This is a genomic window from Clostridium tertium (genome assembly GCF_017873245.1).
Lineage (GTDB): Bacteria > Bacillota > Clostridia > Clostridiales > Clostridiaceae > Clostridium > Clostridium tertium.
Map to the genome: position 1 here is coordinate 552988 of NZ_JAGGJY010000001.1, position 20421 is coordinate 573408.

The following is a 20421-nucleotide window of genomic DNA, read 5'->3' on the forward strand; positions in this document are numbered from 1 at the left end:
GATATATAAGGAATAATAATTAAATAAAGAATATTAAATATATAAGGGCACAGTAATACTTTAAAAGTTACTGTGCTTTTACTATTTTATAATGTAAAAATGGGTATTAGTATTGAATTAGAAGTAATAGAAAAGCATTTATTATATGCAAAAGCTTCAAATGAATTAAATTAATTAAGTGAATTAATAATGAGTTGTGTTAATTCAATAACATCTATGGGATTATTTAAGAACATGGTTCAAGATCCAGAACTTAAGAGTATATTAGAAACTCATTTACCAGTTCATATTCAAGATTATAATATAAAGGTGGAATACGTTAAAAATGCAACTACACCTACACAAAAATTAAATGTACCAGCATTGAAGAAAACTATACAAGACTTTACAAAACCAGTAAATATGACTCAACCTACAACTCCTAATACAAATGCTACAACATTAAATGATAGAGAAATTGCAACATCATATCTGTTAACATTAAAAAGAGCAGGTAGAGAATATGCATGGAGTGCTATGGAAGCAAGTAATCTAGATTAAGAGAATTCTTAAAAGATACATTTACTATGAGTTGTAATCATGCTTATGAAGTATGGCGGTGGATGGTGAAAAAAGGTTATTATCCACTATGTCCAGCATCAGAAGAGGAGATAACTAAAATAGGTAATACTTATAATGAAGTTACTAATCAGCAATAGTATTAATTGATAAGTATGTTTAATAATATGGCTAAAAGTCATATTCTTTTTATTTAGATAAATAATGTATTGAGTATATGTTAGTACCTTAGTTTTATTATAAATTTAAAATATATTTATTTTAATAATTAAAATATGATATATTTATATATAAGTAAAATTTATATAGGGAGGAAGTAATATGCAGTTAAAAGAAAAAATTGAAGAACTTAAAAATTATTTAAGTGAATATGAAAAACTAGTCCAAGCAATGAGTTTAGTTTACTGGGATATGAGAACTAATATGCCGACTAAGGCAGGTGAATCTAGATCAAAAGTTTTAGAGTATTTGTCAGGTGAAAGCTTTAAGATGGTTACTAGCTCTAAAGTAGAAGATTTTATAAATGATTTATCCAAATATAAAAACGAAATGAATCATACCGAGGCTAGAATGCTACAGGAACTTGAAAGAAATTATAATGAAACTAAAAAAATACCTCAAGATAGATATGTAGCTTTTGTTGGTGTTTGCAGCAATTCAGAATTAGCTTGGGAAAAAGCAAAAGATGCTAATGATTTTGAAATATTCAAGCCTCATTTAGAAAAAGTAGTTGAATTTCAAAAAGAATTTATTAATTATTGGGGATTTAAGAATGATAAATATGATACCCTTTTAGATAAATATGAATTAGGATTAACTACTGAAAAATTAGATAAAATATTCGCAGAGCTAAGAGATGGAATAATAGAGGTATTAAATAATGTTAAAGCTAGTAATAAAAAGATAAATCGTGATTTTTTATATGGTAATTTTGATATAAAGAAACAAAAGGACTTATCATTATATATTTTAAATAAAATGGGATTTGATTTAGAAGCTGGTAGACTAGATGAAAGTGTTCATCCTTTCACAACGAACTTTGGAAATAAAGATGTAAGACTAACTACTAATTACCATGAAGATGAATTTACTTCAGCTTTATTTAGTACTATTCATGAAGGTGGGCATGGTATTTATGAACAAAATATAAGTGATGAGTTAGAAGGTACTGGTCTTCAAACTGGAGCTTCTATGGCAATACATGAATCACAATCAAGATTTTATGAAAATATATTAGGAAGAAGTAAAGAGTTTTGTTCATATTTATTACCTATAGCAAAAAAATACTTTGAAGATTTTAAAAATATTACTCTAGACGAATTCTATGATGCAATGAACTATGTGGAAACTTCTTTAATTAGAACTGAAGCAGATGAATTAACATACGGGCTTCATATTATAATAAGATATGAAATAGAAAAAGAATTAATTAATGGAAGAATAAAAGTAGATGATCTTAAAGAGTTATGGAATAAAAAATATAAGGAGTATTTAGGGGTTGAACCTAAAAGTGATAGTGAAGGAATACTTCAAGATATGCACTGGTCAGATGGATCTTTTGGATACTTCCCAAGTTATGCATTAGGAAATTTATATGGAGCTCAAATGTTTCATAAACTTTTAGAAGAAAAACCAGATATAATGGCAGAAGTTAAAAATGGTAACTTTACTGAAATATTTAAGTGGTTAAAAGAAAAAGTTCATGTACATGGTGCATTATATACTCCAGAGGAACTTATAAAAAATATTACGGGAGAAGAACTTAATCCTAAATACTTTATAGATTATTTGAAAAATAAGTACTATACAATATATAATGTAAAATAATTTCTTATTAAGGGTAAAACTTAGGTTTTATCCTTTTTTAATGTATTTATGGTATATAAGTTATACGAAGGGATTAATATTTAAGTAAGTTATAAATAATAGATAAAAACTTATATTTAAGCTCAAAATGTCTATAAATTTAATTTTTTTAATAAGATGGTATAATAGATATTATACAAATATAAAAATGTTAAAAGTGGAGTATTTCAATGGGAAAATTTAAAGAATTATATATTAAATATTCTAATTTAGATGAAGAAATAAAGAAAACTATAAATTCTTATCCTCAAGAATTTATAACTGATAAAAATAATATAAGATTATCTTTATTACAATATATTATAAGGTCTAATAATTATATATATGAGCTTAAAGCAATTAATGGAACGGCTCATCTTTGGACCTGGAGCGATTTTAGGCGAGAATCAAAAGGGAGAGTTCTTAGCTATAAAACTGAAGCCAATATAATATTAAGTCAAATTATTGAGTTTTATAATTATGTAGATATAAATTTATTAAATAAATATGGTTTAGAAATAGTTAAAAAAATAAAATAAATCACCATAAGTATATATTTTTTAGGATAATAAACAGTAAAATCTTGAATTAACATAATCTTAGAATAGTCACCATTATTGTAATAAATTGGCATAGATTAATTTGGTATAAATTGATATAATCATATGTAAATGAAAAATATTATTAATTAGGTGATTAAGTGAAAATAAAATATAAAAATACAGTAGATGATTTAATAGAACTAAATTTTTATTTAAATACTAAATTAAAGAATAGGAGGGTTAAAAATTATTTTTTAAAATATGGTTATATGTTAATAATATTACTTATTTCCATATGGTATTTTAAATACAATTATGAAGATAAGTATATTTTTTTAATTATAGTAACAATTTTATGTTTAGTATGGTTAGTACTTTTACCTATTATTGTTAAAATGGAATTAAGACATAGGCTTAAAGATAAAGATAGTAATAATAAGTATTTATATAGTGAGACAATATTAAAATTAAAAAATGATAAAATTGTTATTTTAAAAAATGATAATAAAAGTGAATTAAGTTTCAAAGATATTTCTAATATAATAATTTATAAAAAAAGAATTTTTATCTTTAAAGAAAATTTTAATATATTTGCAATAGTTCCTGTTAAAGTATTTTTAAATGATAGTGAAAAAAACAAATTCTTAAATACAATAAAAGGGAATTTATGTTAAGGTTAAATTTAATGTAAATTCTCTTAATTTTATTTCTCTTAATTATGATTTTGAATTTAAATTTTTAGTTATCAAATACGGGAATTATTTTCTTAATAATGAATTACTACTCACTATTTATGAAAAGATAAAATAGTTTACTTTAGCTTAATCATCATTTAATTTATAAAATATATTAAAAATATTTTCTGGGAAATAATGGCAATTATATTACTTATACTTATACATTTACTGGAGGTGGAGCAACTGTTCCATTTAGAACAGCAGTATCTATTATTGAATCTAAATATGATGAAGATAAGATAAACGAAATATTATTGAAAAATTCACCAAATGTTTTTCTTGCTACTAAATCAAATAGTAAATTTATTGACGCTGAATGGATAGATGATGATACATTAAAAGTTAACTGCATTTAATTAGGATTATTAAAGTAATTTTTATTAGCATATTTCATTATATCTTTTAATGCTTTTTCTCCATTCATAGTTCCAAATGTTTTCATATCTAGAACATCACAATTTATATTATAAGGTGATGTAAGCTTTTTTATGTATGATAGTAGGTATCTTACTTGAGGACAAATTAAAATTAAGTCAATTATATTATTCAGATTATATTCTTTTATAGATGATTCTTTTATAAATTCAGCAGGTCCATAAGCGAGTATAAATTTGTAGTTTTCATTGTATTCTTTAAAATTTGATATAATTGTCATAATATCATCAACTAAAATGGTATTTTCTTTTGAAGCTTTTTTGATTTTTGAGCAGAATAAGCTAGAGGTTGCCCCTCCAGCACAACATATATATACTAACAATTTAAATATCCTCCTAATATGATAAAGATATAATAATAATACCTAAATTTACTAATATAGTATATAGATTTTTAATAATCTATTTTATTTCTGAAGATAATTTATGTATAATCAAAAAATTACTTAGGTCTTAAATATACCAATTCTATTGAATAGAACATAAAAAGAATCTATTATACATAGGAAGGAGGGGATGTTTTATGAAAGAAAAAAGTTTGCAAGCCCACGAAATGTGGAAAGGAAAAATAGAAGTTATAAGTAGGTGTCCTGTAAATAATAATGAAGATTTAACAATTGCGTATACTCCAGGTGTATCATATCCGTGTTTAGAAATTGAAAAGGATAAAGAGGCTTCATATAAATATACAAGAAGATCTAATTTAGTTGGTGTAATTACTGATGGAAGTGCTGTATTAGGACTTGGTAATATTGGATCTTTAGCTGCAATGCCTGTTATGGAAGGAAAATGCGTATTATTTAAAGAGTTTGCCGGGGTAGATGCTTTTCCTATTTGTATTAACAATAATGATGTTGATGTATTAGTAAATACAATAAAATTGATAGAAGGTAGCTTTGGAGCAATAAATTTAGAGGATATAAGTGCACCACGTTGCTTTGAAATTGAAGAAAAACTAAATGAAATTTGTGATATACCTGTTTTTCATGATGATCAGCATGGAACTGCTATTGCAGTTTTAGCTGCACTTTTAAATGCTAAAAAGGTTGTAAAAAAGGATTTTGATATTAAGATAGTAGTAAATGGAGCTGGAGCAGCAGGAATAGCTATTGCTAATTTAATTTACGATGCAGGATTTCATAATGTTGTAATTTGTGATAGATATGGTATAATCACTAGTGATAATGCAAGTAATAAATATCAAGAAAAATGTGCAATTAAGTTTAATAAAAATAAAGCTGGGAGTCTTAAAGATGCATTAGTAAATTCAGATGTATTTATAGGAGTAAGTGCAGGAAATATCTTAACAAAAGAAATGGCAATGTCAATGAATTCAGATTCCATAATATTTGCACTAGCTAATCCAATTCCAGAAATAATGCCTGAAGTTGCTAAGGAAGCTAATGTAAAGGTTATTGCTAGCGGAAGAAGTGATTATCCTAATCAAATAAATAATTTATTAGTTTTTCCAGGAATAATAAAAGGAGCTTTAAAAGCACGTGTTAATAAAATTATTACAGAAATGCAGTTAGAAGTAGCTAAAGGAATTTCTAACTGCATAGATGAAGATAAACTAAATAGTGAAAATATTATTCCAAGTGTATTTGATAAAAGAATAGTAGATTTAGTTTGTGATATAATTTGTAGTTTCAAAAAGTAAGGAGTTTTTATGGAGAATTTAGCTAAATTATTTAACAAATTAACTAATAGTGAGCAGAAAGTATTTACATATATTTATGCTAATCAACAGAAGGTAATAAAAATGAAAATAAATGATTTAGCTAAGGAGACATTTACTTCTAAAACTGTAATTATTAATTTATCTCAAAAATTAGGATTTGAAGGATTTTCAGATTTAAAATATTATTTAAAATCAAATAATAGTGCTGATGATGATATAAAGGTTTTAGAGGATTTACAATATGGATTAAAACAAAATATTGAAAAAACCTTTGTAGTTATAGAAGCTGATTTATACAAAAAAATTTCTAGAGAAGTCATTGAAGCAAAAACCGTCTATGTTTTTGCAAGAGGTACAAGTAAAGCAGCTGGATATTATTTAAATCATCTATTATTAACTTTAGGAATTAAGTGTATTTTTGTTAAAGACTATAATTTACTTACTTTAGTTGGAAATACATTAGAAAGTGATGAGTTAGTTATTTTAATTTCATTATCTGGTAATACAGAAAAAATATTAGAAGTTGCTAATATTGCAAAAGTTAAAGGTTCTAGAACTATTGCAATAACGTCTTTTGGTAATAATGAATTGTCAAAGATTAGTGATTATACTCTTCATTGTGTCTCTAATGATACAGAAACTAAGTTTAATGATAGTATATCTAGAATTGGTATGTTTATAGTAATTGAGATGTTAGTAAATTCAATTAAAGAGTTTGGTTATAAATAGCTCGCAAAATGCGAGTTATTTTTATTTATGACCTAAGTCATTTCTTGTGACCTTGGACTTCATAAAAGAAAAGAGTATCACCTTAAGTTATTGCAACATTTCTAAGCACAACGTAAAATGATTATTAAGAGGAGCGCTCTTTTAAGAAAAGGTATTCATAAAGTATATAATTTAATAAATGGAGGAAGACAAAATGTCAAAAGAGTTTAGTCAAAAGATTCAACAATTCGGTAGAACATTACTATTACCGATTGCTGTTATGGCGCCAGTTGGAATGATCCTAGGTATAACGGGAGCACTTGTTCAATCTTATATGATAGCAAGATTCCCATTCTTAGGAAATGAAATCCTTAATACTATTTTAGTTAATATAAGAACTATAGCAAGTGCTGTATTTGATAATATTCCATTAATGTTTGCAATGGGTGTTGCTTATGGAATGTCTAAGAAAGACAAAGGAATTTCAGTATTTGCATCAGTTATAGGATATATAATTTTAATTATATCTATGAATGTTTGGCTGACTGTAACTGGAAAGCTAGCAGATCCAGAAGTTATGAGTCAATTTGGACAAATAAAGGTATTAGGAATACAAACTATGAATGTAAACGCTTTAGGAGGAATTGTAACAGGTTTAGTTGCTGCATGGGCAACAGATAAATTCTATAAACTTGAATTACCAATTGCCTTTGCATTCTTCTCAGGTAAAAAATCAGTTCCAATAATAACAATGGGAATTATGGTTGTAATTGGTTTAACAATACCATTTATATGGGAAGCATTAGTAACTTTACTTACTAAATTATCAGTAGTTTTTTTAAGTCCAGTTGGTCCATTTTTTACAGCTGCAGGTGAAAGATTATTTATACCTTTTGGACTACATCATCTTTGGAATGCGTTATTTAGATTTACTGAAGCTGGTGGGTCATATGTAATAAATGGAGAAACTTTTGTAGGTATTGTTCCAACATTAAATGAAGTTTTATTTAATCAAGGTCCAACTAGTGAATATTGGAGTATGATGCCATCATTAACAAGATTTATGGCTCAACAACAAATGTTATGTACTTTGTTTGCTTTTCCAGCTATCGGACTAGCAATGTATAAAACAGCTTATAAAGAAAATAAAAAACTAGTTAAATCTTTAATGATTACTTGTATATTAACTGCACTTTTAGGTAATGTTACTGAACCACTAGAATTTTCATTTGTATTTATTGCACCATTATTATATGTAGTTTATGCATGTATCATAGGTGTTGGAGCAGTAGTATTATCATTAGCTAATGTTGCAATTGGATATATAAGAGGTACAGTTTTTGATTTTGCAATATTTGGATTACTTTATGAAAATACTCATTGGGTTAGCTTTATAATAATCGGATTAATTTTAGCAGTTGTAATTTACTTTGTATTTAAATGGACAATATTAAAATTTGATTTAAAAACTCCAGGAAGAGAAGATTCACCTTCTGCAGATAATACTCTTATAAAAGAAAAAAGATATGATGAAATAGCTAAAATAGTTATTAAAGCTTTAGGTGGTAAGTCAAATATAAAGAATGTAGATAACTGTATAACTCGTTTAAGGATAGATTTAGGTGAAGTTAATATAGTAGATCAAAAGCTTCTAGAAACATCAGGATGTACAGGAGTCTTCTTCCCAGCATCTAAGCATATTCATATAGTTTATGGGCCTTTAGTTGAGTTTGTTAGAAATGCAGTAGATGATGAATTAAGTAATATGTAATAATGTGCAAATATAATAGTTAAAAATAAGAAAAAAATATTAATATATGTAAAATTAAAAATAAGAAAACTTTTAAATTATAAATACAGCGGAGGGATAGATAATGAGAAGTAGTAATATAATCACAATAACTGGAGCAGGAAGTGCTAGAACTCCAGCTTTAGTAGGAAGCTTAGTAAAATTAAAGGATAGATTTCCACTAAAGAAGATCATTTTTTATGATATAGATAATGAGAGAACATCAAAAATGGAAGACTATATTAGGTTAGTTTTAAAAACTTATTCCAATGAGACAGAAGTAGTTTTCACAACAGATCCAGATGTGGCATATGAAAAAACTGATTTTGTATTTTGTCAAATGCGTGTTGGAAAAAATGAAATGAGAAGTTTTGATGAAAAGATTCCACTAAAGCATGGATTAGTAGGACAAGAAACTTGTGGACCAGGAGGATTTGCTTATGGAATGAGATCTCTTGGAGCAATGGTAGAAATGGTTAATCAAGTTCGTAAACATTCAAAAGATACATGGATACTAAATTATACAAATCCTGCTGCAATAGTTGCATTAGGTCTTGATAAAGTCTTTCCAGATGATAAGAGAATCTTAAATTTGTGTGATCAACCATATTCACTTATGAGATCTTACGCTAAAATATTAGGAGTTGAGCAAAAAAAATTAAGAGCTACTTACTTTGGATTAAATCACTTTGGATGGTTTACAGAGCTTAAAGATGTAGATGGAAATGACTATTTCGATAAGCTAAGAACTTACTTAAGAGATTATGACTTTAAACCTTATAATGCAGAGCAACGTTCTAAATCTTGGCTTGATACATACTTAAGAGTAAATAAATATATGAACTTTTTTGATGAATATATTCCAACAACTTATCTTCAATATTATTTCTTTGCAGAGGAAATAGTAGCTGAAAGTGATCCTAATTATACAAGAGCAGATGAAGCAAAGGACTCAAGAGAAAAAGAAGTTTGGGACATATGTTCTAAAGCTACTAATGCTAATTCAATAGATGATGTTGAAATAATTACAAATAGTGTATTTGGAGACTTAATGATTGAACTTGCTGAATCCATAGCTTATGATCTTCATAATGAATTTATTCTTATGAGTAGAAATAATGATATTATAACTAACTTTAGTAAAGATGCTATAGTTGAAGTTTCAGGAACAGTAGGAAAAGATGGAGCACATCCTTATAAATATGGGGAAATCAAACCATTCTATAAAGGGTTAATGGAAGGGCAACATGCATATGAACTTCTTACAGTTGAAGCATTTTTAGAGAAAAATTATACTAAGGCATTACAAGCATTAACTTTAAATAGAACTATTGTAAATCCTGAAAAGGCAAAAGCTGTATTAGATGACTTAATGGAAAAAAATAAGGATTTCTGGTATTTAACTTAGAATTACTAAAAGGAGCTGTATCAAAATAAATTTTGATACTAGTCAGTAAGAAAGGAGGATTCAAATTTGAATCCTCCTTTTTGCATATAATATTGATATGAAAAAAATAAATCTAAAAAATATTATATATATCAATCAATTGGAATTCACAATTAATTTTAAAATTATTACATCAAAAGATGAACCCGTTAAGAACACTATATTAAGTAATGGAGGAATTAGATTATTAAAAATTATATGAAGCATACTCTATTGTAAGTAGAAATCCAATGATAGTATATAAAATATTATTTAGAATAATTGTTTATTGTTATATGAAAGGAATATATTTTAGTAGAAAACTTGAAAAAGCTTATAAAAGAGATATTAACTTTCGTTAGCTTTTGCAATGGCAAAAGGAGACAAGGCATAATACATTACAATATTCAGAAACAAAAATTAGAAAAATATGTAGAAGACTTATTTTTACAATTTGTAATTGAACTAGAAAAGAAGGATGGAATAGAATTGAGAATTTATTTATTGATGGTACAAAATCCAAGTGAATGCTAATAGATATAGTTTTGTTTTGAAAAAAGCAACTGATAATTTAGAAATAGAACTTGAAATTAGGTTATTTGAAATATTTAATTCTATTTATGGTTTATAGGTAATAATGGAAATTAACATGGAGGTACACTGAGAAAGAATTTACATAAGAGATGATAAAAATAAGAGTTGTCTAAATGATTATATAAGAATCAATTTTGTATTAATATTAAAAAAACTACTTAAAGTAAATTAGTAGTTACTTTAAATATAAATAAAGTAACCACGAAATGTGTTGCCAAATTAAAATAGATTTATAATATTCACCTTCTGATATCTTCTCGGTATTTATAAATTTCCTCTAAAATTTGGTATTAGAGATAATCTGCGGTTTGAAATGGATATTTGAATGTATGAGGTTTTATCAACTTACAACGCCTATAATAATAGAATATTGTAGGGGGGTAAATACAGTTATTTAATAAAATGGCATTTGTTCAATGTTAAAAGAAAAGGTTTATGATAAAATAAACTAGAAAGGTGGTGTTATGATGAGCATTTTGATTAAGCTTAGGGATAATAAGAATTTAACAGAGGCGGAATCACAAGTTAGGGATTACATATTAAAAAGACCTAATGAAATAATAGATCTTACTAGTAAAGAATTAGGGGAAAGAACATATACTTCTGCCGCAACTGTTGTACGGCTATGTAAGAGAATTGGTATAGGAGGATTTAATAAGCTAAAGCTTAGTATAAATCAGGAACTAAAGATTTTTGAAAGTAAAAATATAGAAATATTAGATTCTACATATATAAGTCCAGATGATAATGTAAAAGAAATAGTTGATAAGTTAAATACTATCAATATCCAATCTATTGAGGAGACTTCTATATTAATTAATACAGAGACTTTAAAAAAGGTTGTTGAACTAATAAAGGAAGCAAAAATTTTAGATTTATACGGAATAGGAAATAGCCACATTATAGCCCTAGATGCAACATTTAAATTTACTAGAGTAGGTAAAAATGCTATAAATTTTGCCCTCTATGATCGTCAATATGTACAAGCTTTAAATAGTAATCAAGAGCATTTCGCCTTATTATTTTCGTATTCAGGAGAATCAAAACAAATACTTGATATAGCCCAAATATTAAAGGATAATTTTGTGAAAACAGTTTCTATAACCTCAAGTAGTGAAAATACTTTATCTAAATTATGTGATTATAACCTTTATGTAAGCAATAAAGAAAGTAAGTTTAGAAGCGGTGCTATTTCTTCCCGTACAGCATCTCTTCATGTAGTCGATATTTTATACACTGTTTACTGTAACTATGATTATAAAAATTCTTCACATAAAATACATAAAACAAGAATTGAAGGATGAAAGATTTCAAATGTTGAAATGCCGTTTCATGTTAAGACCAAATCATTGAAATCTATAAAAGAAAACGTTATACTATGAACAAACATTGGAAGGAGGAAATAAAATGATAACAATAGCAAGAATCGATGAGAGATTGATTCATGGACAAGTTGCTTTTGCTTGGTCAGTACAATATCCAAGTGATGCAATATTAGTGATTGATAATGAGGTTTGTAAGGATGCTTTTCAAAAATCATTATTAGAGATGGCAACACCACAAGGAATGAGGTGCTTCATAAAAAATGAAGAGGATGCTACTGAATTTCTAAAGAAGTATCAAAAGAAAAAAATCTTTGTTGTTGTAAAGAGTCCAAAACCATTACTGCATCTAGTTAAAAATGGTGTGGAATTAAAGGAAATAAACGTTGGAGGATTATACCACAAGGAAGATAGAAAACAGATATCTAATACTATTTTTCTGAATGCTGAATTAAGGGATGTATTTAGAGAATTAAAAAATGAAGGAGTAAAGTTAGAAATAAGAGCTACTCCATCAGATAAATCAATTGATTTAGGTGAAAAACTATAGGATAAGAGGGGGAAGAATAGTGAACACAGTTACAGTGTTATTGTTAAGTACGTTTATTGCTGTTTTAATGGTTGAAAATTATGGTTATGGATATTGGATGATTTCAAGGCCAATAGTAGGTGGCGCTATAGTAGGTCTATTAATGGGTGATATAAAAACGGGATTAATTGTTGGTGGTAGCGTAGAATTAATGTACATGGGAATTCTACCTATTGGAGGAAGTGTGCCTCCTAATGCACAGATAGCAGGTATGCTATCAACAGTATTTGCAATTTCAAATGGTGGTAATCCTGAAGTAGGTATTGCACTTGCTTTACCAATAGGGATACTTGCACAAATATTAATTATGTTAGCATGGAATATGAATATATTTCTAATGCACTTAGCAGATAAGTATTTACAAAAAGGTGAAATAAAAAAAGTTGAATTAATTCATTTATCAGGTTTAATCACGTTCTTTATTGTATTCTTTATACCAACATTCTTAGCTATAAATTTTGGTAGTGATTATGTTAATCAGGTTGTAAATAGTATGCCAACAGTTATAGTTGATGGATTAAAGGTTGCTTCAGGTATCTTACCAGCAGTTGGTATGGCTATGTTATTAAAGATGATGAATTTCAAAAAATATTGGTCTTTCTTCTTAATCGGATTTGTTTTAGCAGTATATTTAAAATTAGATGTTCTAGCTATTTCATTAATTGGAGTAGGTATAGTATCAGCATTATTTACTCTTAGAGTTGATAGTAAAAAGTCTAGTAATGATGATTTCGATGATTTTGATGAAGAGGATGAAACTATAGAAGAGACTGAAAATGTTGTAGGACTTTTAACTAAAAAGGAATTAATTAAAACATATATAAGAAGTTTCTTTAGTATGACAAGTATTAACTATGAAAGATATACTTCGTTAGGATTCTGTTATGCTATGATTCCAGCGCTTAAAAAATTATACCCTAACAAAGATGATTTAAAGGAAGCATTATTAAGACATAATGAATTCTTTAATTGCCATCCATATACAGGAAATGCTATACTTGGAGTTTCACTAGCTTTAGAGGAACAAAAGGCTATGGGTAAACCAATTACGGCAGAAGCAATTTCCGCTGCAAAGGCTGCACTAATGGGACCACTTTCAGGTATTGGAGATTCAATATTCAAGGCGACATTCATGACAATATTTGCAGCTATAGGCGCAGGAATGGCTTTAGAAGGAAATATTCTTGGAATTGTAGTATTCTTAGTACCTAACATCGCATTAAATGTTCTTTCTAGATGGTATTTTATAAAATATGGTCATAAGTTAGGAACATCTCTAGTTGCTAAAATGAAGAGTACTGATATATTAGAAAGATTTGTTGAGGGAGCTACTATAGTTGGTATGATGGTAGTTGGAGCTATGATCGTTTCCTTCGTTAAGATTAACATTGCTTATGTATGGAATTTTGGAGGAAAAGAAATAGTAGTACAAGATTTAATTAATGCAGTTATACCTTCACTTTTACCATTATTAGTTGTACTTGGTTTTCATAACATCTTAAAGAGAAATAAAAAAGGAATGTATATTTGTGTTCTTGCAAGTTTTGTGCTAGGAATATTAGGAAAGGCAATAGGTATGTTCTAAAATGAAAAATAGAGTTATGAAAAAGATAAAAGGTGGATTAATTGTATCTTGCCAAGCTAGAGTAGGTTGGGCTATGTATGGATGCGAAATTATGGCTGCTTTTGCAAAAGCAGCAAAAGAAGGCGGTGCTGTAGGAATAAGAGCTACAGGACCTGATAATATAGCTGCAATTAAAAAAGTAGTAGATTTGCCTATAATAGGAATAAACAAAGAGTGGCATGATGGGTGTAATGTTTATATAACTCCAACTTATAAGAGTGCAGAAGCAATTTTAGAAACTGGTATTGAAATAATAGCTTTAGATGCTACATCAAGAAAAAGACCTAATGATGAAAAGTTTGAAGATATAGTAAAGAAGATTAAAGTAAACTATCCTGATGTATTAATTATGGGGGAAATATCTACTATAGAAGAAGCGAAAAATATATTACCCTTAAACTTAGATATAATAAGCACAACTTTAAGTGGATATACAGATGAAACTAAGGATATAAACGAAGTTAATATAAAGGTAATTGAAGATATAGTTGCTATAACAGATACTCCTGTAATAGCAGAAGGTAAAATTAATACTGAGGAAGAAGCTTTAAGAGCTTTAAAGGCTGGAGCACATTCTATAGTAATCGGAACAGCTATAACAAGACCAGAAATTATTACAAAAAAGTTTGTAGAAAAGATAAAAGATTACAATAAGATAAAAGAAGAGGAATAAATAATGGAATTAAAAAGGCTAGAAACTGAGCAAATTAATGAAAATACTATAGATATTGATACTTTAGGTACTATAGATATAGTGAATTTAATAAATTCAGAAGATGAAAAAATTCCAGCAGCTATTAGAAAGTGTAATAAGGAAATCCAAACTCTTATTGATGAAATAGTTAAAAGAATAAGAAAAGGGGGAAGATTGATATACATTGGGGCTGGAACTAGTGGAAGACTTGGAATACTTGATGCTAGTGAATGTCCTCCTACTTATGGAGTTTCTTATGAGTTGGTACAAGGTATAATGGCTGGAGGAAAGGATGCAATTATAAAGGCGAAGGAAGGTTCAGAGGATTCTACTGAATTAGCCATAGAAGATTTAAAAGAAATAGTACTTAATGATAAGGATACAGTTGTAGGACTAGCTGCAAGTGGGAGAACTCCTTATGTTATTGGAGGGCTTGATTACGCAAATGAAGTTGGAGCATTTACAGGAGCTATAAGTTGTGTAAATAATAGTGAAATTGGCAAGCATGCAAAGGTTAACATAGAAGCTGTAGTTGGGGCTGAAGTTATAACGGGTTCTACTAGAATGAAGTCAGGAACAGCACAAAAAATGATTTTAAATATTATTTCTACAACTACTATGATTAAGATTGGTAAGGTCTATAAAAACTTAATGGTAGATGTTCAAATGACTAATGAGAAGTTAGTAGAAAGAGCAAAGAGAATAATTATGGAGTCTACTTCATGTACGATAGAAAGGGCTAGTGAATTAGTAAAGCTTTCAAATGGTAGTGTTAAGCATGCAATTTTAATAGAGTTAACAGGGAAAAATTATGATCAAGTATCTCTTATGCTAGAGAAAAATCAAGGAAATATTTCTAAGGTTATTAGAGAGGGGAATTTATAATGACAGGAATAATATTAGTAGGACATGGATATTTTGCTAGTGGACTAGCATCCTCTATTAAATTAATAGCTGGAGAACAGGAAAATTTTATTCCAATTGATTTTGTTCAAGAACTAACAACGGAAATGCTTGATGAAGAGATAAAGAATGCCTTTAATAAACTAAAAGATTGTAAGAACGTAATAATATTTACAGATATTTTAGGTGGTACACCATTTAAAACAGCTGCTAAATATGTAAATGATAAAGTTAAGCTTATTGCATCAAGTAATTTACCTATGGTGATAGAAGCATCACTATCAAGAGATTTACATGATGATTTAAATAAGTTTATTCAAGAAATAATAAATTCAGGCAGAGAGCAAATTAGAGAGTTTGTTATTCAAATTACTGAAGATGATGACTTTTAATTATAACTAGGGGAAGAATATGTAAAGTAGAAAATAATAAAATAATTGAAATTATTTGCAAAACTAAATAGAGTATTGGAAATATAGATTCTATTTAATAGAAAATCATATTTTTAAAGGTTAAAATTAAAACTTCTTATATAAAACAAAGATGAGAACAAAATTTTAAAAAGAGATGAAGAAATTAGTTATAGGCTTAAATTACGGTTGTATATTATATCGAGAATATACAACCTTTTTTATTTTACTCAGAATTGAAAATAACTTAGCAGTTAAAGTTCTTTTTGCACTCTTCTTAAAAAATTTATAGCTGAGCTAGAAAATACATGATTTTTTCTCCAAACAATGTCAAGGCAATACTCAAGTTTAGAGGAGAGTGGTCTGAAACATAAATTACTGTTTCATGTTGTATTTATAATTTTATCAAGACATAGTGCATAACCAACACTTTCTTTAACTATTAAAGAAGCGTTATATAAAATAATATATGTAGCAACTATATTTAATATTTAAAAATCTGTTCCTAAACAACCGGAAAATTAATTGCTTATAATTGTTTGTGCAGAAATTAAAAGAGGAAGATTTGATAAATCATCAGGATTAATTACATCATGGGAAGAAAGATAGCTATTTTTAGGCATTAAAAGTCCCGACTGATCTTACCACTACGTAAGTGGAACTTTACATGAGGATATTCTGTTTGCATTTGTTTAGCTATTCGAGAGATGATTCTCATAGCATCTGTTTCTCCACATCCAATGTATATATCCCCACTAATAATATTATCATTATGAAGATAAAGATGTGCCTGATAATACTATATATGCTTGAGTTACTGCAAAATTTATAAAAAATATATAAAGGAAATAGGTTACTTTTTTTAGGCTTAATATATCTTAGTGAATAAAAAGTACTAAGGATTTATAGCTTATAGTTACTATTATAATAAAAATCTAGATAAGGCTATATAAATTTTATTAATTTTAAAATAAATAATAATTATTATTAGTTGACAATCAACATTATTAGAGGTAGTATATAAGTATGGAAATTCAAGAAAAATTTTGATATAGATTGAAGGAGAAATTATTATGAAAAAGTTATTTAAATGTGCTGTATGCGGATATATACATGAAGGAATAGAAGCACCAGAAGTATGCCCAAAATGTAATTTAGGAAAAGAAAAGTTTGTTGAACTTACTAGTGAAGAATCTGAAAAAATTTATTCATCAGATAGAACTAATGATATTCATGCTGAAATCATTGTACTAGCAAGTAAGATTGCTAAGCTTGCACAAGAAGGTATAGAAATAAATCTTGATCCAAAATGTGTAAATGGATTTGAAAAGGCAAAAAATGAAGCTTGGACAATAAAGCAAAGATGTAAGGCAGAACTTGCAGGACATATGACTAACGGTAAGTGGTAAAATCACATTAAAGATTGTATATTGTGATAATGCAATATATAATTCTTTTTATTCTAAATACAATAAAAAAAGGACTTACTAAATATAGTAAGTTCTTAAATTTTGTATATGAATTTTAAATTTTAGCCTTAAAAATACTTCTATTATTTATTGTATATATAATTGAAAAGTTATGTTAATATAATTAATTTAAATTCAATAAAGTATTTATTTTAACATATCTAATATTTCATTTTCTGGAATAGAAGAGTCACAACGAACTTCTATTTCTCCATTTTTATGAAGAATGAAACCTGGCACAGTTACAATATTATATTTATCTCTAAATAATCTAATTTCATTATCAGAAGAATCTGCACTATCAACATAATAAATGCTTGTAATAACTTTGTTAGCTAATCCACTTAATTTTTTAGCAAATTTACGACAGAAAGGGCAGGTTGATCTACCAATATAAACAATAGTTTTATCTTCATTATTTAATAGGTAATCTGCCTCCATAGAAGATATTTTTTTAAATGATTTTATATTTTCTTCATATTGATCTTCTTCAAACATTTTATATCCTCCTACTATTTTTTAGAATATTATACCAAATTTGAAGTACTATATCAAATTAAGTCGTCTAAGCCATTAACTGTAGTTTGTTCATCTTCATTAATAGGAATAACTATACATTTTTGACCATCAATTATTTGAGATTTTATTTGAGGTATTTTTTCAGGCTTTACTTGAAGAATAACATCATAATCAAGGTTAGTATCATTATCATCTAAATCTGTATTATCAACATTTTTGATGTTAGATTCTAAATCTTCTTTTGAATCAGTATCAGAAATTTCCTCTAAACTAATATTATTATTAATAGATTCTTTGTCTAGATCCGTAGCATCATTATTAACTTCTAAATTATCAATGTTATTTACTAAGCTAGCTTCATTATTTTCTGTAGATAAAGGAGTTTCATTATCTACTGCAGCTTCTTGTTTAACTTGCTCAAGTCTAGTTTGAAGTATTTCAACTTGTTTTTCTAAATGTTTTTCTCTTTTAATTTGTTCATTTGCTTTAAGTGTTTTTGCATCAATTAAATTTTCTACTAAAGGAAGCTCATCACCAAAGGTGTCTACATAAGACTTTTCAATTTTTGTAGTAAGTTCTTCAGGAACTCCACTTTCAATTAATAGACTTTGTATATCATCTTTTGTTAAACTTATAGGTTCAGCATCTGTATCATCATATATTGCATTGTATTCATCAAGCATATTGTTTAGGTTTTCTTGTACTTCCATAAAGATTTTTTCAGCTTTCTTTTCATCAGTACTAAATGTATCTTTAATGATTGATTGGAATATTTCCTTTTGTATAGTTGCAGTTTGCTTTGAATAACATCCTAAAGCATTTTCCATTAACTCAGGATGTGTATCCTTTGTATTTTTAGTGTAATACATAATAGAATTAACATCTGAGCTACGATCAATAAAAGCAGGAAATACAAATCCATTAGTTGGAGCTTCAACTACCCAATCTCTAATACGTGCTTTTATTTTATTATCTTCCTCAAAGTATCTAAGGCCAGGCTCTGAAAGTGAAACAGGACATATTGCACATAACACATATTCATATACTTCTTCTGATTCATCTATTTTAGCATTATCTTTAGTTTTAGTAATAACATCATAAGCATCATGAAAAATTAGTATTAAAAAGTTACCAGTATAATCATAATTATCTATAATTGAGTCATAAAAATTATCAAGAAGAGTATCATCTCTTAATTGACTGTTTTTAAGCTGCATAAGAGAAATTTGTCTTTCATTTATAAGATCTTCATTAGTTGGGAAGTTAAGTTCTAAAATATTGTTACCAATAGTTCCAGAGAGTACTTTTTTAGCAATTTCTAAGTATTTAAAATATTCATCTTCATCTAAATTTAAAAATGTTTCCCTAAATTTTAAAATAATATGTTTTTCTCCATTAACATAGCATCCACACATTTTAGTGAAGGTGCAATGATCTTTCTTTAAACGTCTTTTTAGCTCAAGTATATCTTTTTTTCTCATATATAAACCTCGCAATCTAATTTTTATATTTGTAACATTAATTGTAATAAAATTAATTACATTTTATATCAATAAGTAAAGTTGTGTAAGTCAATCAAAGACTTGAACACTTATTTTAGTATAATATTTTTTCCGAACTAATTAAAGGTTTTATTAAATTAACTTAAATTAGAATATGTAGTAGAAGAGTAATAATTAATGTCTATATAAGTAAAAATGGATGAAAATAGATAATGCTGTATTGTAAAATTTTATGTATTTTATATCAATAAATATAGATATTTAGTATTTTAATTTTATGATAAAATTTAAAAAATTCTTATAATAGATATTTTTAATGTAAATGATATAAAATTGATTTTTATATTTATAAATGGAGGTAAATAAAGTGAAATATAATAATCCTATAATTAAAGGTTTTATCCTGACCCAAGTGTATGTAAGGTTGATGATACGTATTATCTTGTATGTAGTTCATTTCAATATTTCCATGGTGTTCCTCTTTTCGAGAGTAAGGATTTAATCAATTGGAAACAAATAGGGCATTGCTTAAAAAAAATCAGATTTAGCTTGATAAGATAAATAGTTCTGGTGGAGTTTTTGCCCCAGCAATAAGATATAACAATGGTCGTTTTTGTATGACTACTACCAATAATACAACTAGCCAAAGTTTCTATGTCTGGACAGATAATATTTATGATGAATGGTCTGATCCTATTTATGTAGACCAAGGAGGAATTGATCCATCTCTATATTTTGAGGATGAAAAAACATATTTTATGATTTAGCGATAAGAAAAAATGAAAATGGATATGAGGTAATAAAACGACTTAATATTGGTGATATTAAATCAGTAGAAAAAACTGTTAGTTTAAATGATGCCAATAAGATTTCTTTAGTCATTAATGCAAGCAATAGTAATTACAGTTTTAATATTAAATCAGAGGATGAAGAAATAAATCTTGGAACAGCTAAGACTAGATATCTTTAATGAGGATAAATAAAGATATCTTTTTCAGAGTAATTGAAAAATATGTGTTATGATATTATCAAGTACATTTTTATATAGATATAATAAATATGGACAAGGTATTGA

Annotated in this window: 23 protein-coding genes and 1 pseudogene; 20 read left to right on the forward strand and 4 right to left on the reverse strand. The window is 27.1% G+C overall.

Annotation, left to right across the window (positions count from 1 at the left end; translation table 11 throughout):
* The first annotated feature begins 189 nt into the window (after positions 1–189).
* From J2Z25_RS02600 to J2Z25_RS02615, 5 genes are all read left to right on the forward strand, one after another.
* Positions 190–540: a hypothetical protein gene (locus J2Z25_RS02600; protein ID WP_425340172.1), complete on the forward strand. Its 351-nt coding sequence runs from the start codon at positions 190–192 to the stop codon at positions 538–540.
* Positions 541–566: 26 nt separating this feature from the next.
* Positions 567–698, forward strand: a complete 132-nt coding sequence (locus tag J2Z25_RS18940; RefSeq protein ID WP_425340173.1) for a hypothetical protein — start codon at positions 567–569, stop codon at positions 696–698.
* Between the two features lie 181 nt (positions 699–879).
* A complete protein-coding gene (locus J2Z25_RS02605; RefSeq protein ID WP_209738099.1) occupies positions 880–2385 on the forward strand; it encodes a carboxypeptidase M32 in 1506 nt (501 codons plus the stop codon).
* A 209-nt stretch (positions 2386–2594) separates the two neighbouring features.
* Positions 2595–2942: a hypothetical protein gene (locus J2Z25_RS02610; protein ID WP_209738101.1), complete on the forward strand. Its 348-nt coding sequence runs from the start codon at positions 2595–2597 to the stop codon at positions 2940–2942.
* 161 nt (positions 2943–3103) lie between these two features.
* Complete coding sequence (locus J2Z25_RS02615) at positions 3104–3619, forward strand: hypothetical protein (RefSeq protein WP_097033461.1); 516 nt, start codon at positions 3104–3106, stop codon at positions 3617–3619.
* Positions 3620–3839: 220 nt separating this feature from the next.
* Here J2Z25_RS02615 and J2Z25_RS02620 read toward each other — a convergent pair whose 3' ends face one another.
* The gene (locus J2Z25_RS02620; RefSeq protein ID WP_209738103.1) at positions 3840–4034 is read right to left on the reverse strand and encodes a hypothetical protein; all 195 of its coding nucleotides are present in this window, start codon (positions 4032–4034) and stop codon (positions 3840–3842) included.
* Positions 4035–4439, reverse strand: coding sequence for a PTS sugar transporter subunit IIB (locus J2Z25_RS02625; RefSeq protein WP_209738105.1), 405 nt, complete (start codon positions 4437–4439; stop codon positions 4035–4037). It lies immediately after the preceding gene.
* A 200-nt stretch (positions 4440–4639) separates the two neighbouring features.
* Between J2Z25_RS02625 and J2Z25_RS02630 the strand changes: the two genes are divergently transcribed.
* The 13 genes from J2Z25_RS02630 to J2Z25_RS02685 all read left to right on the forward strand — a co-directional run bounded on the left by J2Z25_RS02630 (position 4640) and on the right by J2Z25_RS02685 (position 17265).
* A complete protein-coding gene (locus J2Z25_RS02630; protein ID WP_209738107.1) occupies positions 4640–5776 on the forward strand; it encodes an NAD(P)-dependent malic enzyme in 1137 nt (378 codons plus the stop codon).
* Between the two features lie 9 nt (positions 5777–5785).
* A complete protein-coding gene (locus J2Z25_RS02635; RefSeq protein ID WP_209738109.1) occupies positions 5786–6526 on the forward strand; it encodes a MurR/RpiR family transcriptional regulator in 741 nt (246 codons plus the stop codon).
* Positions 6527–6719: 193 nt separating this feature from the next.
* Entirely contained in the window at positions 6720–8276 is a 1557-nt protein-coding gene (locus J2Z25_RS02640) for a PTS transporter subunit EIIC (RefSeq protein WP_097033457.1), read from the forward strand.
* A 103-nt stretch (positions 8277–8379) separates the two neighbouring features.
* On the forward strand, positions 8380–9702 hold the full coding sequence (locus J2Z25_RS02645; RefSeq protein WP_209738111.1) for a family 4 glycosyl hydrolase: 1323 nt from the start codon (positions 8380–8382) through the stop codon (positions 9700–9702).
* A gap of 269 nt (positions 9703–9971) precedes the next feature.
* Positions 9972–10082, forward strand: a complete 111-nt coding sequence (locus J2Z25_RS18945) for a transposase (protein ID WP_425340174.1) — start codon at positions 9972–9974, stop codon at positions 10080–10082.
* The gene (locus tag J2Z25_RS02650) at positions 10045–10254 is read left to right on the forward strand and encodes a hypothetical protein (protein ID WP_209738113.1); all 210 of its coding nucleotides are present in this window, start codon (positions 10045–10047) and stop codon (positions 10252–10254) included. The genes J2Z25_RS18945 and J2Z25_RS02650 overlap by 38 nt, the downstream gene beginning before the upstream one ends.
* Before the next feature lie 527 nt (positions 10255–10781).
* Positions 10782–11618, forward strand: a complete 837-nt coding sequence (locus J2Z25_RS02655) for a MurR/RpiR family transcriptional regulator (protein ID WP_209738116.1) — start codon at positions 10782–10784, stop codon at positions 11616–11618.
* Positions 11619–11721: 103 nt separating this feature from the next.
* Positions 11722–12186: a PTS sugar transporter subunit IIB gene (locus tag J2Z25_RS02660; RefSeq protein ID WP_209738118.1), complete on the forward strand. Its 465-nt coding sequence runs from the start codon at positions 11722–11724 to the stop codon at positions 12184–12186.
* A gap of 19 nt (positions 12187–12205) precedes the next feature.
* Entirely contained in the window at positions 12206–13810 is a 1605-nt protein-coding gene (locus J2Z25_RS02665; RefSeq protein WP_209738127.1) for a PTS system mannose/fructose/sorbose family transporter subunit IID, read from the forward strand.
* Position 13811: 1 nt separating this feature from the next.
* Entirely contained in the window at positions 13812–14522 is a 711-nt protein-coding gene (locus tag J2Z25_RS02670) for an N-acetylmannosamine-6-phosphate 2-epimerase (protein ID WP_195954150.1), read from the forward strand.
* 3 nt (positions 14523–14525) lie between these two features.
* Entirely contained in the window at positions 14526–15428 is a 903-nt protein-coding gene (murQ, locus tag J2Z25_RS02675) for an N-acetylmuramic acid 6-phosphate etherase (protein WP_209738136.1), read from the forward strand.
* Positions 15428–15838, forward strand: coding sequence for a PTS galactosamine/N-acetylgalactosamine transporter subunit IIA (gene agaF / locus J2Z25_RS02680; protein WP_209738138.1), 411 nt, complete (start codon positions 15428–15430; stop codon positions 15836–15838). The genes murQ and agaF overlap by 1 nt, the downstream gene beginning before the upstream one ends.
* A gap of 1091 nt (positions 15839–16929) precedes the next feature.
* Positions 16930–17265 carry a rubredoxin-like domain-containing protein gene (locus J2Z25_RS02685; protein WP_209738140.1) on the forward strand — a complete coding sequence of 112 codons (336 nt, stop codon included), beginning with the start codon at positions 16930–16932 and terminating at the stop codon, positions 17263–17265.
* Between the two features lie 207 nt (positions 17266–17472).
* Here the strand turns inward: J2Z25_RS02685 and J2Z25_RS02690 are convergent, their stop codons facing one another.
* Complete coding sequence (locus J2Z25_RS02690; RefSeq protein WP_209738142.1) at positions 17473–17823, reverse strand: DUF6568 family protein; 351 nt, start codon at positions 17821–17823, stop codon at positions 17473–17475.
* Positions 17824–17876: 53 nt separating this feature from the next.
* Positions 17877–19325 (reverse strand): DUF4317 domain-containing protein, encoded by a 1449-nt coding sequence (locus J2Z25_RS02695; protein ID WP_209738144.1) that lies wholly within the window; start codon positions 19323–19325, stop codon positions 17877–17879.
* A gap of 477 nt (positions 19326–19802) precedes the next feature.
* On the opposite strand from J2Z25_RS02695, the pseudogene J2Z25_RS18725 reads away from it, so the two are divergent.
* Positions 19803–19907: pseudogene (locus J2Z25_RS18725) on the forward strand (hypothetical protein); the annotation flags it as partial.
* 56 nt (positions 19908–19963) lie between these two features.
* The gene (locus tag J2Z25_RS18730) at positions 19964–20113 is read left to right on the forward strand and encodes a hypothetical protein (protein WP_280915450.1); all 150 of its coding nucleotides are present in this window, start codon (positions 19964–19966) and stop codon (positions 20111–20113) included.
* The last annotated feature ends 308 nt before the right edge of the window (positions 20114–20421 follow it).